Source organism: Agrobacterium tumefaciens (assembly GCA_025560025.1).
Taxonomy (GTDB): domain Bacteria; phylum Pseudomonadota; class Alphaproteobacteria; order Rhizobiales; family Rhizobiaceae; genus Agrobacterium.
The window spans coordinates 429,790-445,712 of record CP048486.1 but is presented as its reverse complement, the minus strand read 5'-3'; the positions used below and the strand labels follow the sequence as shown (position 1 = coordinate 445,712).

12 protein-coding genes are annotated in these 15,923 nt (G+C 58.0%); 7 read left to right on the top strand and 5 right to left on the bottom strand.

Annotated elements, in window-relative coordinates; genetic code table 11:
* Window positions 1-2: 2 nt before the first annotated feature.
* The 3 genes from FY152_15935 to FY152_15925 form a co-directional block, all read right to left on the bottom strand.
* Window positions 3-2,204, bottom strand: coding sequence for a type I secretion system permease/ATPase (locus FY152_15935; GenBank protein UXS33661.1), 2,202 nt, complete (start codon window positions 2,202-2,204; stop codon window positions 3-5).
* An 86-nt stretch (window positions 2,205-2,290) separates the two neighbouring features.
* Complete coding sequence (locus FY152_15930) at window positions 2,291-4,312, bottom strand: hypothetical protein (GenBank protein ID UXS33660.1); 2,022 nt, start codon at window positions 4,310-4,312, stop codon at window positions 2,291-2,293.
* A 149-nt stretch (window positions 4,313-4,461) separates the two neighbouring features.
* Window positions 4,462-5,427 carry a fibrinogen-binding protein gene (locus FY152_15925; protein UXS33659.1) on the bottom strand — a complete coding sequence of 322 codons (966 nt, stop codon included), beginning with the start codon at window positions 5,425-5,427 and terminating at the stop codon, window positions 4,462-4,464.
* A 907-nt stretch (window positions 5,428-6,334) separates the two neighbouring features.
* Between FY152_15925 and FY152_15920 the strand changes: the two genes are divergently transcribed.
* On the top strand, window positions 6,335-7,105 hold the full coding sequence (locus FY152_15920; protein ID UXS33658.1) for a response regulator transcription factor: 771 nt from the start codon (window positions 6,335-6,337) through the stop codon (window positions 7,103-7,105).
* 55 nt (window positions 7,106-7,160) lie between these two features.
* On the opposite strand, the gene FY152_15915 is transcribed toward FY152_15920, so the two are convergent.
* Entirely contained in the window at window positions 7,161-7,514 is a 354-nt protein-coding gene (locus FY152_15915) for a hypothetical protein (GenBank protein ID UXS33657.1), read from the bottom strand.
* 397 nt (window positions 7,515-7,911) lie between these two features.
* Here FY152_15915 and FY152_15910 point away from each other — a divergent pair, with 397 nt between their 5' ends.
* Genes FY152_15910 through FY152_15890 form a run of 5 tightly spaced genes read left to right on the top strand, consistent with a single transcriptional unit; the run spans window position 7,912 to window position 13,338 of the window.
* Entirely contained in the window at window positions 7,912-8,934 is a 1,023-nt protein-coding gene (locus FY152_15910; GenBank protein ID UXS33656.1) for an SDR family oxidoreductase, read from the top strand.
* A gap of 1 nt (window position 8,935) precedes the next feature.
* Window positions 8,936-9,919, top strand: coding sequence for a UDP-glucose 4-epimerase GalE (galE, locus tag FY152_15905; GenBank protein UXS33655.1), 984 nt, complete (start codon window positions 8,936-8,938; stop codon window positions 9,917-9,919).
* Complete coding sequence (locus tag FY152_15900) at window positions 9,916-11,844, top strand: glycosyltransferase (protein UXS33654.1); 1,929 nt, start codon at window positions 9,916-9,918, stop codon at window positions 11,842-11,844. The genes galE and FY152_15900 overlap by 4 nt, the downstream gene beginning before the upstream one ends.
* Before the next feature lie 15 nt (window positions 11,845-11,859).
* Window positions 11,860-12,363: a DUF995 domain-containing protein gene (locus FY152_15895; GenBank protein UXS33653.1), complete on the top strand. Its 504-nt coding sequence runs from the start codon at window positions 11,860-11,862 to the stop codon at window positions 12,361-12,363.
* Window positions 12,364-12,375: 12 nt separating this feature from the next.
* Window positions 12,376-13,338, top strand: a complete 963-nt coding sequence (locus FY152_15890) for a glycosyl hydrolase family 5 (protein UXS33652.1) — start codon at window positions 12,376-12,378, stop codon at window positions 13,336-13,338.
* Window positions 13,339-13,390: 52 nt separating this feature from the next.
* On the opposite strand, the gene FY152_15885 is transcribed toward FY152_15890, so the two are convergent.
* The gene (locus FY152_15885) at window positions 13,391-14,575 is read right to left on the bottom strand and encodes an AGE family epimerase/isomerase (GenBank protein UXS33651.1); all 1,185 of its coding nucleotides are present in this window, start codon (window positions 14,573-14,575) and stop codon (window positions 13,391-13,393) included.
* Window positions 14,576-15,008: 433 nt separating this feature from the next.
* Here FY152_15885 and bcsN point away from each other — a divergent pair, with 433 nt between their 5' ends.
* Window positions 15,009-15,908, top strand: coding sequence for a cellulose biosynthesis protein BcsN (gene bcsN / locus FY152_15880; protein UXS33650.1), 900 nt, complete (start codon window positions 15,009-15,011; stop codon window positions 15,906-15,908).
* Window positions 15,909-15,923 lie beyond the last annotated feature (15 nt).

Below are 15,923 nucleotides of genomic sequence, written 5' to 3'. Positions count from 1 at the left end.
CCTCAACCCTCGATCTGCGGGGACTGGCTGCTCGGGCGGCCATTGCCGGACAGCGCTTTCAGCACATCCATTCTTTCGCCGAACATGGCGACCGATCCGTCTTTCAGCACCATGATCTTGTCGACGCATTGCAAAAGCGCCGGCCGCTGGGTGATGGTGACGGTGGTAATGCCCTGTTTCTTGGCGTGCAGCAGCGCCTTGGCCAGCGCCTGTTCGCCCTGCGTGTCGAGATTTGAGTTGGGTTCGTCCAGCACCACGAATTTGGGATCGCCGAAAAAGGCGCGGGCAAGTGCGATGCGCTGTTTCTGCCCACCGGAAAGCGGTGCGCCATCGGCGGCGACCACGGTTTCATAACCCTGTGGGAAGCCGGCGATCAGCTCGTGCACATCGGCCAGCACCGCTGCCTCATAGATCTGCCGGTCCTCGATATCGTCGCGCATGCGGCAGATATTGGCCTTGATGGTGCCCGGGAAAAGCTGCACGTCCTGTGGCAGATAACCGATGCTTTCACCGAATTGCCGCTGGTCCCAGTTGCGCAGGTCCATGAGATCAAGGCGGACATTGCCTGACGTGGGCAGGATGGAGCCGACCAGCATCTTGCCAAGCGTCGTCTTGCCGGAGCCGGAATTACCGATGATGGCGAGCGATTCCCCCTTTTTCAGCGAAAAGGAAATGCCGTTCAAGATCACCTTCTTTTGCGGCGGCGGCACGAAGAGGATACGCTCCACATCCAGGCGTCCTTCCGGGTTGGGCAGGCGCAGACGTGGAAAGTTCAACGGCGAACTGATCAGAAGCTGCTTGATGCGGCCGTAGGAAGCGGCGGATTTGTTGAACTGGTGCCAGCCTTCGATCGCGCCTTCGATGGGCGCCAGCGCACGGCCGGAAATGATGGAGGCTGCAATCACCATGCCGCCGGTCAACTCGCCGGAGAGCGACAGATGGGCACCCCAGCCCAGAAGCGCTACCTGGGTGATCATGCGGGCGGCCTTGGAGACGCCGGAGAACATGATGTTGCGATCCTGTGCCGCCACATGCGACTTCAGCGATCCCGCCGTTTCACGGCCCCACATTTTCACCGCTTCGGGGATCATGGCGAGCGCATTGATGATCTGTGAATTGCGCGACATGGAATCGAGATGGAAATTGGCGCGGCTCAGATAACCGGATGCTTCGGCAAATTGTCTGGCGGTAAAACGCTGGTTCAGCCAGGCGATGATGAACAGGACCGCGCAGCAGACCATGATGATGATGCCGAGATGTGGATGCACAAGATAGACCACCACGATGAAGAGCGGCATGAGCGGCGCATCGAGGAAGGCGATCAAGGTTCCCGACGTCAGGAAGGAGCGCAGTTGCTGCAGATCCTGCAGGATCTGGTAGTCCTTGCCGCTGCCATGCAGGGAGGCGCGGGCGGCGGCGGACAGGATCGGCGCTCCAAGCTGTACCTCAAGTTCGACGGCGGTGCGCATCAGGATGAAGCGGCGGATCGCGTCCATGAAGGCCTGCAGCAGAACCGCGCCCAGGACGGCTACCGTCAGCATCACCAAAGTATCCATCGAGCGGCTGGTCAGCACCCGGTCCGAGATCTGGAAAAGATAAAGCGGGATCGCAAGCAGCAGGATGTTGATGGCGACGGTAAACAGCATCACCACCACCATGTTGCGGCGAACAGCGGCGATACCCTTGGCAAGACTTGCGGCAAAGTTGATCGGCTCGCTGCGCTTGTGGAAGCCGCTCTGGCTTCCGCCTCCGCCACCACCGCCCCCGCCATTGTCCGTCGGCTCCTTGCCGTTGCCGCCACCGCCCGTCACGGGCCGGCGCTCGTTTTCGCGGATCGGACCGTCATTATTGTCGATGGTCTTGACGAAAGGCAGGTCGCTATTGTCGACCTTGGCCTGGGGTTCAATAGGGGAGGTTGGCTGTGGGGGCTGTTGCGGCGCTGGTCTCTCCGGTGGAACGTCGCGCAATTGCGCCGGGTGCTCCATTTGGGCCAGCGGTTGTGAAGGAGGTTGCGTGGGCGCTGCGTTCTGGGAGGTCGATGGGTTTTTCACCTGTTCTGCGCCGGATAATTGGCGAAGGTTCTCAACGGCTTCGTTGATGGCCGAAATGCAGGCGTCGGTTAGCTTGCTGTCTTCCGCATCCTGATCAAGCGGCAAATCCAGCGAGCGCCCGTCGGCAATGGTTTTTCTTGAAATATGATCCATTTTTTATCGGTCCCCTCGGTGATCTTGCGGTGTTTGCGGCGGGCGGGGCGTATTGTTGTGCGTTTTTCCCGCCCCGCTTGCCAAACCTATGCAGTGACCGCTTGCATGACGTCGGCCGAATGGGCGTTTGACCATGACAGGTCGTGGCCGGCATTGATGACGCCGTCGGATTCGTTTTCGATGGTGGCGGGGTCGTCGTGAAGAAAGGCGATGACCTCATTTGCCAGCTGGCCGTGCTGCGCCGGCTGCGACGTATCATTTTCGATGATGCCGCCCTGTATCAGAATGGCGTCTGAATAAACGCCGCCGGCGACATAGGTGGTCGAACCGAAGCTGTCGTAATCGACGATCTGTGCAATGTTGACGACGGCGTTGCTGCCGGTATCGATATTGACGGTGGCGTTCTCATTGTTTTCGAGAACCTTGGCGGCGGCCTGCGTCACATCGTCGGAATCGCCCAGCACGCTCACCTGTTTGATGATGCTGACGTCATAAAGGTTGCCGGTAATATAAAGGACGTTCAATCCCTGATAGCCGGCAAAATTGACGTCGTGGGCAAGTGCATCCGGCATGTTCGGGTCGCGCTCATTGATCGCGTTCACCGTCTGGTTCATGTAATCAGGCATGGTCTCGAAACGGTCATTGCTGCCGACATTGTGAATGCTGGCGTCGTTCCAGAGAAGGTTGTTGCCGGATTGAATGGTGGCGCCATCAGGCGCGTCAGGATTGGCGCGGGCCCAGTCATTGTCGTAAAGCACGGCAATCTGGCTGATGAGGTTCATGTCCAGAACATTGCCGCCGACGATGATCAGATCGTACTGCATGCCGATGCCGAGGAAATTGGCGATGTTGAGCGCGGCGTTGCCACCCGTCAGCAGGCTGACGGTCGCACCCGACGTGGTGATCGTCATCGTGTCATTGTCGCTGATGAACTGGTATTGCTCGATCCAGTGTACGAAGGAAACATCCCCCTCCAGCACGCTGACGCGCCAGGCGGTGGGGAATATCGGCGTTTCACCCGTCTCGTGGCTGTCCGCTGCGGCATTTTCCGCGCCGGGATAGACGCTGCGCTCGAAGCTGGCGATGTTGTATGCGGCCGTTGCGGCCTGATCTTCGGAGTGGGTGAAGACGGAAGAAATCTCGTCCCGATCGCTATAGATATAGGCCTGGGTAATGGCGTCGATCTGGTGATAGTCACCCATGACGGCGGTAACGGACGTCATGACGCCGGTATTGACCAGCGTGGCGATGTTGGCCACGACATTGGCGCCAGCGGCAATATCGAGGCTATTGCCTGCAGGGCTGTCCTCATGCAACGAAACATCGCTCTTTTCCGGCTCTTCCTGCGGTTTGGCAATGCCGCGATCCGGCATGAAGTCATCGAGCATTGGCTTTTCGCTGGCTATGGAGCCATTGATGTAAAGTCCGTTGATATCGTTGCCGGCCAGAACGAAATCCTGGTCCGCGCCGGTACCGAGCGAAGTGACATCATTGTCACGGGCGTGTTCGATGTAGTCATGCGCGGATTTGGCAAGCGCCTGCAACGCATCGTAGTTGTCGGTACGCTGGAAGGTGGAGAAAGGTGTGAAGACCGACGCTTCATTGTAGAACTCGACGGTGCGCTCCGTCACGAAAGTCGTGTCGCGCGCCACATTCGGGCCGTCCGTCATGTTCAGATAGTCGTCGTCCTGAAGAATATTGACCTGTGTAACATGGCCTATCACCGAGCCGGGTCCGGTATGGACCACCAGTTCGCGTTCTTCCTCGAAGGAGAGGCGGCCGGGAAAGCGGAAATTAGCGCCGGAAATATCGGCCGGTACAACATTTGCAAGCTGCTGCATGTCGTATTCGACAGCGCGGGCGAAATGCGGCCGTATGTAATCGAAATCATAATAGCCGGCACGATATTTGACACCGGGGTCGTAGTCGTCGAGGGCTACGTCGTAGTTCTTGTCGAGCAGCTTTGCTGCCTCATCGTCCGGCAGGCGATCCGCATCGGAATGCGCCGGGCCTTCGCTATAGTTGGTTCTCAGACGCGCATCCTCGATCACCGTATCGAAAAGGCCGATGAAATGCGCGATCATGTCGGAAATCTTGTCGATATGCATTGGAGGTCCTCCCCGATCATCGCGGCAGGGCCTGGGGTGCGGACGGCACACGTCTCAAAGGCGGTGCTTCGTTTTCACGCAAACCGGTCCTTCAACCGCGAACTGCACCGGCGGATGCCGGTGCAGCTCTTTTCGTCAAGAGGTGGGTATCAGGAGTGATCCTCACCGACATCGGACACATGCGAGTTACCGCCTGTGATCGTGACGTCAACGGCATTGGAGAGCATGTTGGCGCCCTGCACCAGCTCCAGATGGAAGCCGGAATTTGCAAGGATTGCCGATGCATCTGCCGTGCTGGTACCTGCGGCGTCGTCGCCGGCCTTGAGGTCCCATCCCTTGCCGTCGATGCCTTCGGCGCCATAGGCGTCACCGGCATTGGCGCTCAGGTGGTTTTCCGCACCGCCATTCTGCATCTTGATGTCGTAGGCCTGATCCTGGTCCGCCAGGTGGTTGGCCTGCACCATGCTGAAGCCGGTGTCGTTGCCGTCTCCGCCGAGCGAGTTGTTGAGGATATTGTCGACATCGAGTGTGAAGGAGAAGTCGTCACCCAGGTTGAAGGTGAGGTCTCCGCCTGCGATGCCGAGATTGCCGACATCCTTGACGCCCGTGATGTTGCCGAAGTCGTCATCCGACTTGTAGAAACTGTCCGCGGAGTTGAAGCTGTCGGAGGTCGTTGTGGTCTTGGTGGAGGTGTCGTTGTCGGAATAGTTGGACGTTTTGGTGTCCGTATCCGTGATCGTCTTCACATTGGTATCGTTGTCGCTGTACGACTTGCTTTCATAGCTCCAGTCGTAGTCGACCTTGATATCAGTGTTGGTTTCGGTGCTTGTCTTGGTGGTCGTGTCGTTGTCGCTATAGGACTTGCTGTCATAGCTCCAGTCATAGTCGTTGTCGCGATTGTCACCGTTATTGGCGTCAACATCGATCTTGGCGTCAACATCCACATTGGTGCTGTTGTCGCTGTTGTCGTTATTGCGGTTTTCACCGTTTGCGGTGCCGACGTTGCTGTCTTCCACCTTGGCGTCATTGGTTGACGTGTTGGCGAAACCATCGGAAAGCGCGCCGATCTTGGTGATGTCGTCGTCGCTGCCGGATGACTTTGGATCATAACCCATTTCTATTTCCTCCGAAAAAGCTCGGAGCAGCTTTCGAAATCCCTCTCATCTTAAATGGGATTTTTTCGCGCTTGCTCCGCGTTGTACAAAGATTGATGTTTGCAGATGTACTCGTTACGCATCACCTGCGGTTTGGCATCGGCCCGTGACCGGGCTCTTTTCGTTCAGCCCTTGTGCGCTACTCGGTAAAAAGGCGCACAAATCCTATCCTCGCCCCAATGGGGAGCGCGGTGGCTTTCGTCTTTTCGGTCTTATGTTTCTTGAAAAGGAACCGGCATCTGCAAACACACGTCAAAGGCCGGGATTGTCTTTCCATCGGTCGCCGTTTCAGCGACGGTCAGACTGTGCAGCAGAAAAATTGCCGTTCCTAGATATCAATTCGGGTTAAACATATTGGCGCTTTCACCCCGAATATATATGTCGGAGGGTGTTGCGCAGCGGTCGTTTCGCCGCTTTCGCCGGGAATAAAGCGGCTTTGGCGATCGCCAGCGGCTTTTTCGAAAAACATGGTTTATTTCGGTGAGAAAAGTCTTGCATCCCGAAACGGCACATCCTCCGGGCGCGCCTGGCGGGGAGGTATGTAAAGGGATTTCAACTAAAAGTTATATTTTCCCGGATTACAAAACCGCAGCGAAAGCTTTTCCGATGTGTTTGTTTTTCCAACATTTCCGGGATCAGTGATTCTGTCATTGCGTAACCTATTTTGTACGTCAATTGTAAAAAATAACCCGTTTGGGCCATTTATTTACACAGCTTTTCGTATTAGCCTCCTTAATTAACGGGTAATTAATGATAGTTGACATGGCTTGAGGCGGGAATTGCCCCTTATGTTTTCAGGGGGGGGCTCGGCAGACACAGACGACACAACCAAAAGAATGTAATGCGTAAGCGCTTTAGGGAGGCGTCAATGTTCATGGGAACTTCAGATTATGCGGCTAAACAGAGTGGTGCCGTTGCTCCTATAAATGGAACTTTATTGATCATAGCGGATCCGGACCTGTTTTCCGAGTGCCTCGTGGAGGCGTTGGGCAAAAAGTTCCCCACATTCGCAGTGGTCAGCGTCGCTTCGTCGGCGACGATCGACGATGACTACGGCGCCAATGTCCGGCTGGTATTGCCATACCGCCTATCGTCGGAGCGGCTTCACGGCGTTCTTTCAATCATTCGCGAAAAACACCCCGATGCTGCCATCGCGCTGGTCGTCGAAACCATCGAAAAGTGCGAGGAGTCGCTGAAGCAACTGGTGGGGACGCGCATTATAGATGGCGTATTGCCGCTTAACCTCCGGCTTGACGTCTTTATGGCGGCCGTCGACCTGCTCATGAAAGGCGGAGAGCATTTTCCTGCCGCTCTTCTTGGCAAGCTCACGCCCTATTCCCAGGCCGTCAACGGCAAAAACGTTCAAAACAATGCCGTAATCGCCAATCGTGCTGACGCCCTCGCTGTCAGCAGGAGCGAAATGTCGGCGCTGACCACGCGGGAAGTGCAAATTCTCGACCTTCTCTGCAAGGGAACGCAGAACAAGATCATCGCGGACCGGCTTCACCTGTCGGAAAACACGGTGAAGGTACACGTTCGTAACATCTACAAGAAGATGCATGTGCGTAACCGCACGGAAGCCGCCTCACGCTTCTTTAATAAAGACGAAGACGCGGCCTTTTCCGGCTGGAGAAACTGAACGCCGGGCGGCGAAGGTCGCAAGGCGCCAGTATCATCAGGTTTTCTGCCGAGGCTCAGGGCCTCAGGAAGCAGCGGGACTTCTGACCAAATCCGCTCGGTGAGCAGATATAGGGGGAAGAACCGGAGTAGGACGGCCGCGATATCGAGGGCGTCTCGGACGACGATGCGTCGGCAACAAGCGTAACAGCCGCATTGCCTGCCTTGTCGTAACCGTAGGAAGCCTTGGCCGGAGCAACGCGCGTCTTCATCGTGGCCGTATTCGCAGATGCGGTCTTGATAAGAACGGCGTCTTCGACCACGGAGCAGGAAGAAGCGGCGAAGGTGAAGGCCGCAAGTGCTGTGGCAACAAGTGCGAAATGACAGCGGCGAGCTGCTTTGCCGCTATGGGAATAAGGCATTTCATTCATAGTGTATGTCCCCTGAAATCGACTGTCTGTCGCATCTCGCCGGGCGGTTTTGTCCCGGTGGACCGAGCCTTACAAAACCAGGATAGTCCCGACTGGTTGAGCGAAGCTTGCGCTAATGCTCAATAAGAAAGGCATAATGGAGGCATAGTTAAAAAGTATTAAATCAAGGGGCTAATTTGAGTAATAACGGGTAATCAATTGTAATATTTCCATAAAATGAAGTTGACCTGTTTTTCGTCGCGCCTATCATAAAAGTTGAAATCTATCGAATCGAAATATTAAAACCTCCAGAAGAAATAAAAACCGGAGGATGATATTCAAGATACCGCACAATCGGGAGTTTGATCCAGTTCAAGTCGAATCAGCCGGGCTGATTCCTCATGGGGAGGAGTGTGTAATGCGTAATTTCGTTCCCAACGAGCATGATAACGGCGTCACAATCTATTCCGAGTGGCGGCCAGGCCAGCGCGTTCTTGTCAATGGCGGCGCTGGTTTCCTTGGTTCCCACCTTTGCGAACGCCTGCTGGCCTGCGGCCACGAGGTGATCTGTCTCGACGATCTTTCCACCGGACGGACGGCGAATGTCGAGCATTTACGGGACAATAAGCGGTTTTTGCTGGTCGAGCACGACGTGCGCAAACCCTACGATATCGATGTTTCGCTGATCTTCAACTTCGCCTCGCCGGCCTCACCGCCGGATTATCAGCGAGATCCCGTCGGCACCCTGCTCACCAATGTGCTTGGCGCAGTCAACGTGCTGGAAGTCGCCCGCAGATGCGGTGCAACCGTAGTGCAGTCCTCGACATCGGAAGTCTATGGCGATCCGCTCGTCAATCCGCAGCCTGAAAGCTATTTCGGCAATGTAAATACAATCGGGCCGCGAGCTTGTTACGATGAGGGAAAACGCAGCGCTGAAACGCTGTTTTTCGATTATCACCGCTTTTATGGCGTCGATATCAAGGTCGGGCGCATCTTCAACACCTATGGGCCGCGCATGCGCCCGGATGATGGACGTGTGGTTTCCAACTTCATCGTACAGGCACTGAAAGGCACCGACATCACCATTTATGGCGATGGCAGCCAGACGCGTTCCTTCTGCTATGTCGACGATCTCATCGACGGTTTCCTGCGTTTCTCGGCAAAGCCGAAGGACTGCATCGGGCCGATCAATCTCGGCAACCCGACGGAAATTCCGGTGCGGCAACTGGCTGATATCGTCATCCGCATGACGAATTCCAGCTCGCGGATCGTCCATCTGCCCGCAGCGATCGACGATCCGCAGCAGCGGCGTCCCGATATTTCGCGGGCCAAGGAACAACTCAGATGGCAACCACGTGTACCGCTCGAAATAGGACTGGAAAAAACCATCGTCTATTTCGACGCGCTGCTGTCCGGCAGATATGTGGCGGAGGCCGTATGAGATGCCCCGCACAATCCTCGTCACGGGCGGGGCCGGGTTCATAGGCAGCCACATCTGTAAGGCGCTGGCTCAATCCGGCTTCAAGCCCATCGCATACGACAATCTCTCGACGGGTCACGCGGATTCGGTTCGCTGGGGTCCGTTTATCGAGGGCGACATTCTCGACCGTGGTCTGCTGAAGGCCACGCTCAAGGAGTTCGCGCCGTCCTTCGTCATTCATTGCGCCGCCAATGCCTATGTCGGCGAATCCGTCGAAGACCCGCGCAAATATTACCGCAACAATGTCGGCGGTAGCTTGGCGCTTCTGGACGCCTGCCTCGAGCAGAATATTGACGGGCTGGTGTTTTCCTCCAGCTGCGCTACCTATGGCGTGCCGCTGCAATTGCCGATCCGCGAAGAAACGGCACAGGTGCCCGTCAATCCTTACGGACGCACGAAGCTGATTTTCGAAATGGCGCTTGATGACTATGCCGCAGCCTATGGACTGCGTTTCGTCGCATTGCGCTATTTCAACGCTGCGGGCGCTGACCCGGATGGCGAACTCTGTGAACGCCATGAACCGGAAACCCATCTGATCCCGCGGGCCCTGATGGCGGCCGCTTCGCGACTGCCGCAACTCGATGTCTTCGGCGCGGATTACGACACCAGCGACGGCACCTGCATTCGCGATTACATCCATGTCAGCGATCTGGCCGATGCCCATGTCGCTGCCGTCAACTATCTGGCCGATGGCGGCGAAACGCTGCGTGTCAATCTTGGTTCCGGCCACGGTACATCGGTTGGCGATATCATCCGGGCGATCCACCGTGTGACGGGGCAGGAGGTACCGGTGCATTTCGGCGCAAGGCGTGCCGGCGATCCGCCAGCCCTGTTTGCGGATATAAAACGGGCGGAAGAAACACTTGGCTTTACCCCGAAACGCTCGGATATCGACACCATCATCCGCACGGCCGGCCCCGGCTTCGGGCTGGAGGTGCTGTCATGAAGACGCGGTCCATTCCATCTGTCGCATCATCGCGCGTCGCTACAGGCGAATTGCGGATGCTGCCGGTCTTTACCGGCTGGAACCGCATGGCCTACCTTCTGGGTATTGGCGGCTGGCTGGTGACACTTGCCTATTTCTGGATCTGGTGGCTGGACCGGGACCGGGTCATCGACTGGCCCTATTACACCGTCGTCACAATGACGCTCGCGTGGATCACCCTTTTGCCGTCCTATTTCATTTTCATTTTCCTGAACGCCAGGGTTGTCGATCGACGCTCTGCTTTGCCAAAGGGGCGGGTGGCGATGGTTGTCACCAAGGCGCCGTCGGAACCCTTCGCCGTTGTGCGCAAAACGCTGCTCGCGATGCTGGAGCAGAAGGGGCTGGAATTCGACGTCTGGCTTGCGGATGAAGACCCGGATGCGCAGACGCTGACATGGTGCGGTGCGCATGGTGTTTTCGTTTCCACGCGCAAAGGTGTGGCCGATTATCATCGCAAGACCTGGCCGCGCCGCACCCGTTGCAAAGAAGGCAATCTCGCTTATTTCTACGATCATTACGGTTATGAGCGGTATGATTTCGTCGCCCAGTTCGATGCCGACCACGTGCCGGAGCCGGAATATCTCAGCGAGATCATCCGTCCCTTTGCCGATCCTGCGGTGGGCTATGTCTCGGCGCCGAGTATTTGCGATGCCAATGCCGGTGAGAGCTGGGCAGCGCGTGGCAGGCTTTATGCCGAGGCGAGCCTGCATGGTGCGCTGCAGCTGGGATACAACAATAGCTGGGCGCCGCTTTGCATCGGTTCGCACTACGCCGTGCGCACGAAAGCATTGCGTGAGGTGGGCGGGCTTGGACCCGAGCTTGCCGAGGACCATTCCACTACGCTTCTGATGAATGCCGGTGGCTGGCGCGGTGTTCATGCTGTCAACGCCATTGCGCATGGCGACGGGCCGTCGACCTTTGCCGATCTCATCGTGCAGGAGTTCCAGTGGTCGCGCAGCCTGATGACCATCCTGCTGCAATACTCACGGCACTATGTGCCGAAGCTGCCCCTGCGGCTGAAGTTCCAGTTCCTGTTTTCGCAGCTCTGGTATCCGCTGTTTTCGGGATTCATGGCGCTGATGTTCGTGCTTCCCGCCGTCGCCCTGATGCGCGGGCATGTGCTGGTCAACGCTTCCTATCCGGCGTTTCTGGCGCATTTTCTGCCGATTTCGCTGATCATGATCGTTTTCGCCTTCTTCTGGCGGGCTACGGGGGCATTTCGCCCGCACAATGCCAAGCTGTTCAGCTGGGAAGCCATGGTGTTTCTGTTCCTGCGCTGGCCCTGGTCGCTGATGGGGGTGCTTGCGGCGATACGCGATACGATCCGCGGCGACTTCGTCGACTTCCGCATTACGCCGAAGGGCACGCAGGCAACACCGCCGCTGCCACTCCGGGTAATCGCGCCTTACATGGTTTTGGCCGCGATAAGCCTTCTGGCGATGGTGCTGGCGCCGCGGGAAAGCGGAGCGGAAGGCTTCTTCGTTTTCGCCGCGATCAATGTGGCAATTTACGCGGGCCTCTCGGTGTTTCTGCTTATCCGCCACGCGATGGAAAACGGTTTGCCGAAGCTGCCGGCATTGCGTGGCGCGGCGACTGCCGCCGCCTGTTCGGCGCTGCTCGTGGCCGGTAGTGCCGCGGAATTGAGCTCCCATGCAATTGGCGGGCTGGAGGCGCTGTCGCACGGACAACCCTATGTCAGCTTCACCGAAACGCGGTTCACCGTGGCCGGTGCGGGCGTGGAAGGAGCGAGATCGGTGCGCCTGAAACTGCGCATCGCGCTGCCGGGAATGCCCGGAGATCGAAACATCCAGGCGGAGCCCATGGTGCCGCCACCGGTGATGGCAACCGGAGAAATCATGCTGGCCGACAATAGGGTCGGACAATAGAAGGAGGAGGCTGTGATGAGAACAACAATAAGCAAATGCGGATTCTCCGCTTTCGTACTCTGCCTTGCGGTGATCGCGCCCAGTGCCGTCCACGCCGCAGGCGGCACGAAGACGCCGAAACCGCTCAGAACCAGCGAAGTCGTGGACATGTACTTCGACAAGACCTGGAAATGGGAAACGGGCGGCGGACGCTTCATTGCCGATGGCCGCAAGTTCGTTGCCGCCACGGAAGAAAAGGGCGTGAAGTCGGTCGGCGATGGCCGCTGGACGGTGGATGCCAATGGCACGCTGTGCATGCGCGCCACATGGAAGAGTACCGCGGGAAGCGGCAAGGCCGATACCTGCTTCGACCATGGCCGCATCGGCAAGGTGCTTTACCAGCGCAAGCAGGGCGGCCCCTGGTACGTGTTCCGGCATAACCCGCCACGACCCGGAGATGAATTCCTGAAACTTGTCCGCAAGGACGATGTCACCCCGCAGATCGCCGCTTACGACAAGGCGATGACCGCGACGAGGTAGGAGGAAAGTGTCATGCAAATAACAAGAAGAAGACTGCTTTTCGCAAGTGGGGCCGCTGTTGCTGCTTCAGCCAGCATGTATCCCATATTCAAGCTGGACGCCCAGGGGGTAGTGCCCATGGGTTCCACGGGCATGAAGACACTTGCCGATAAACGCCCGACATTGCATGCGGACGGCATCCGCTTCGGCGCTTACGATCCGCATGGTGATTTCACCGGCCAGACCGGGGTGGCGACGGAACATCTGTTTCTGCCCTGGGAAGACGTGGATCTCGACAGCCTTGCGCTCGCGGACGCCTATGCTCTGGAACGCAAGCGCAATGTCATGATCACGGTCGAGCCCTGGTCCTGGGACGTCAACTGGCGTCTCACCTCCGACGAGTTGCGCCGCAAGGTGCTGGGAGGCGACTACGACAAGAACATGCAGGCGATTGCAGCACGCATGTCGGCCATGAAAAGCCCGCTCATCCTGCGCTGGGGGCAGGAAATGGAAGATACGTCCGGCCGCTTCTCATGGTCGGGGTGGAATCCGCAGGACTACATCACAGCCTATAAGCGCATGGTGGATATGACCCGCAAGGCGGTCCCCGGCGTCAAGGTCATGTGGTCTCCGAAGGGTCTCGATGGTCTCAAGGCCTATTATCCCGGCGACAGCTATGCCGACCTGGTCGGCCTTTCGGTCTTCGGTCTCGAGGAGTACGACAAGATCGAATATGGCGGTCCGCAGAAGTTCTCGGATCTGCTGCGTAAAGGCTATAGGCTTGTCGAAACCTTCAACAAGCCGATCTGGGTCGCTGAACTCGGTTATGAAGGCGGCGATTCCTATGTTCGCCCGTGGATGAACGACGTGACGCTGAAGCAAGCGGATTTTCCCAGGCTGGAAGAAGTCGTCTATTTCAACGACAAGGACGTGCACAACTGGCCACACAATCTCGGCAAGCCCGACTGGCGCGTGGTGCGCCCTGCAAAGGCTTAACCGAGGCCGAGCGGGCCGAGCGGACGCCCGGCCCGCTCGGCCCGCCCGGACATTATCCGCTGATTGCCAGCACCGCCTCCGCCTCATAGATGGCGCAGACGATATGATAGAATGTACTGGCCGGCGCCGGCTCGTCGAGCATTGGCCTGTCGGCCGGCCATTTGTCGAACCATAATCCCCTGACCGGCGTGTCGAGGAAGGGTTGCACCGCGCCGATGGCCCTGAGGCCCGAAGCGAGGTAACGCTGCCGTTCCTCGCCTGATGTGACGCTGGCAAGGCGCATCGCCGCCTTCAGCCATTCTGTCTGCGGCCACAGCCGCGCCAGCCCGTCATGCACCGAAAAATCATCATAGAGGCTCATGATCGCCACCTTGCGGCGCGGGCAGATGCCATGGTCTTCACCGATCTCGAAAAGGCGCTTGGCCTTGTCGATCGCCTCTTCATTGTTGCGCAGGCTGCCCCAGCGCACCAGAAGCCACGCCCATTCAAACTGGTGACCCGGTTCCATGATGCGGCCCTTGTCGCCCTCATAGGGCGTCCAGTCATGGCCGAAGAATTCCCGCAATCCGCCATTGCCGCCATCGATGAAGCGGGTCAGCGCAAGATCGGCGATCTCATCGGCCAGCGCTGACCACGGACCCTGCGGGTCCTGCGCTTCCCAGGCGAGCATCGCCTCGAACAGATGCATATGCGGATTGGAGCAGAGCGGCGTACGCGGCGGATTTGCCTCCTCGAAGCCGGCGACGGGATGTTTGTAGTCGCGCTTGAGGATGGCGAGAATGTCGAGCGCCCGTCCGCGCATCTCGTCCTTGCGGTCGGGAATGGCTGCGGCCGTCTGGGCGGAGGCGAAAAGCGCAAAAGCCTGATTGTAGAGATCGAAGGATGGATCGATCAGCTTCCCGGTCTGGTCGGCGAGGTTGCCATAAAGGCCGTTATCGAGGCGATAGACCTTTTCGAACCAGGAGAGACCATGCGAGAGCGCATCCTTCCAGGGGCCCTGCCAGCCGTGCTGGCCGGCGGCGGCGAAACAATAGGCCTGCCGCGGCTGTACGCGGGCGCGGCGGTCATCGGAAAAAACCGGTTTTGCATCCTGGCCGAGGCGCTCGTAAAAACCGCCGTTGGGTCGGGCGGAACCTGCCTCCCACCATAGGGGCAGTGCGTCCTTATCCAGCCATTTCCGTAATGTTCCGATCTCTTCGGCAAGCGCCTGCGCGATGCTCGGAAATTGCACAGTCATGCGTCAACTCTCTGTTTTTACAGTTGAATGAAAAATTAGACCAATAAAAATACGTAATTATGAGGGCAAGTAGACCATGGGACATATTGCACTGCAACCGTAAAAATTATCGACCTGACGTTGAGCCAACCCATACCGCGGCAATTGGTTCCGCCGTCGGGCATGGCCAACATCGGATCCGCAGTGATTCGAAAGCCATAAAGTCTCAGAAATTACAACGGAAATTTGAGATTGCTTATTCGTAGTCCTCACGTATTTCGTAACAATGGTCTGGTCATTAGTGATTCGGTCTCCTTTTAACCTGGGCGGCGTTGGGGAAACAAAGGGGCGCAGGGCAGTGAGATTTTCTGCCTATACTTCATTGCTGTTCTCCGTTGCGGTTCTTGCGGGCTGCAATACTCCTGCGGGCGTTCGGTCGTTCGGAGGCGCGCAGATGTTGTCTCCGTCCGAGGCGCTTGTTTTCCCGCCGCCAGGCGGTCCGGAAATCGTCACTGTCATCAACCGTACCTATTCGAACGCCGTGGCGCAGCAGGTCATATTGCGTTCCGAGGCGGCAACGCCCGGACAAAACTATATCAAGGCGGAATTTTTCGGTCCGCAGCAGGCGGGCGATACCGATCGCGACGCTCTGACGTTCACCGGTTTCAGGGCCGCCTCTGTCGCGCGTGAAATCCGCGCGGAGTTTCCGGGCGAAAACATCGCCATGTCGGCCAATTACCTGCAGAACGGCTACGGCGCCTTTTCCTATGCTGCCGGTAGCGGCAGGGGCGGCGACACCTGCCTTTATGGCTGGCAGGACATACGCTCGCCGGAAAGCATGCGGCAGGATTTCCGCAACCTCGGCCGCATCAAGGTGCGATTGCGGCTCTGCCAGTCGGATGCGAGTGTCGAACGGCTTCTGGCCGTCATGTATAATTACACGATTACCGGCACCTATGCCTCGCAAAGCTGGAACCCCTACGGCACGCCGCAGGCGGTGGACCAGAACCTCGGCCGGCCGGGCCATCCGGTCTATCCTGTCAAGGCGGATGACGTGCCGATGCGGCCTGGGGGCGAAGTGACTGCGAGTGTGCCGAGACCGCCTGTGCGCCGTGCCGCCGCAGCTGTCGCGCCTGTTCGGCCCGAGCCGCAGCCGTTGCCGCCGGTAGCGGCAGTCAGCATTCCGTCGCCAACATCGGCCGGCTTCCCCGCCCAGCCCGCAAGGCCTGCCGTGGCTGGCAGCCGCGCGGAAGGTGTGAAGGCGGAGAGCCGGCAGCCTTTGCAGGTTCCGCAGGTGTCCATTCCCTCGCCAGCATGTCTGTCCGGTTCGGGAGCGGCTCAGGGATGCAGATAGGCGCTGGAACAAGGG

Bases quoted from the DNA above. Each gene is read 5' to 3' on its own strand.
- FY152_15935 (UXS33661.1), bottom strand. From the start codon at position 2,204: ATGGATCATATTTCAAGAAAAACCATTGCCGACGGGCGCTCGCTGGAT.
- FY152_15930 (UXS33660.1), bottom strand. From the start codon at position 4,312: ATGCATATCGACAAGATTTCCGACATGATCGCGCATTTCATCGGCCTT.
- FY152_15925 (UXS33659.1), bottom strand. From the start codon at position 5,427: ATGGGTTATGATCCAAAGTCATCCGGCAGCGACGACGACATCACCAAG.
- FY152_15920 (UXS33658.1), top strand. From the start codon at position 6,335: ATGTTCATGGGAACTTCAGATTATGCGGCTAAACAGAGTGGTGCCGTT.
- FY152_15915 (UXS33657.1), bottom strand. From the start codon at position 7,514: ATGAATGAAATGCCTTATTCCCATAGCGGCAAAGCAGCTCGCCGCTGT.
- FY152_15910 (UXS33656.1), top strand. From the start codon at position 7,912: ATGCGTAATTTCGTTCCCAACGAGCATGATAACGGCGTCACAATCTAT.
- galE (UXS33655.1), top strand. From the start codon at position 8,936: ATGCCCCGCACAATCCTCGTCACGGGCGGGGCCGGGTTCATAGGCAGC.
- FY152_15900 (UXS33654.1), top strand. From the start codon at position 9,916: ATGAAGACGCGGTCCATTCCATCTGTCGCATCATCGCGCGTCGCTACA.
- FY152_15895 (UXS33653.1), top strand. From the start codon at position 11,860: ATGAGAACAACAATAAGCAAATGCGGATTCTCCGCTTTCGTACTCTGC.
- FY152_15890 (UXS33652.1), top strand. From the start codon at position 12,376: ATGCAAATAACAAGAAGAAGACTGCTTTTCGCAAGTGGGGCCGCTGTT.
- FY152_15885 (UXS33651.1), bottom strand. From the start codon at position 14,575: ATGACTGTGCAATTTCCGAGCATCGCGCAGGCGCTTGCCGAAGAGATC.
- bcsN (UXS33650.1), top strand. From the start codon at position 15,009: ATGTTGTCTCCGTCCGAGGCGCTTGTTTTCCCGCCGCCAGGCGGTCCG.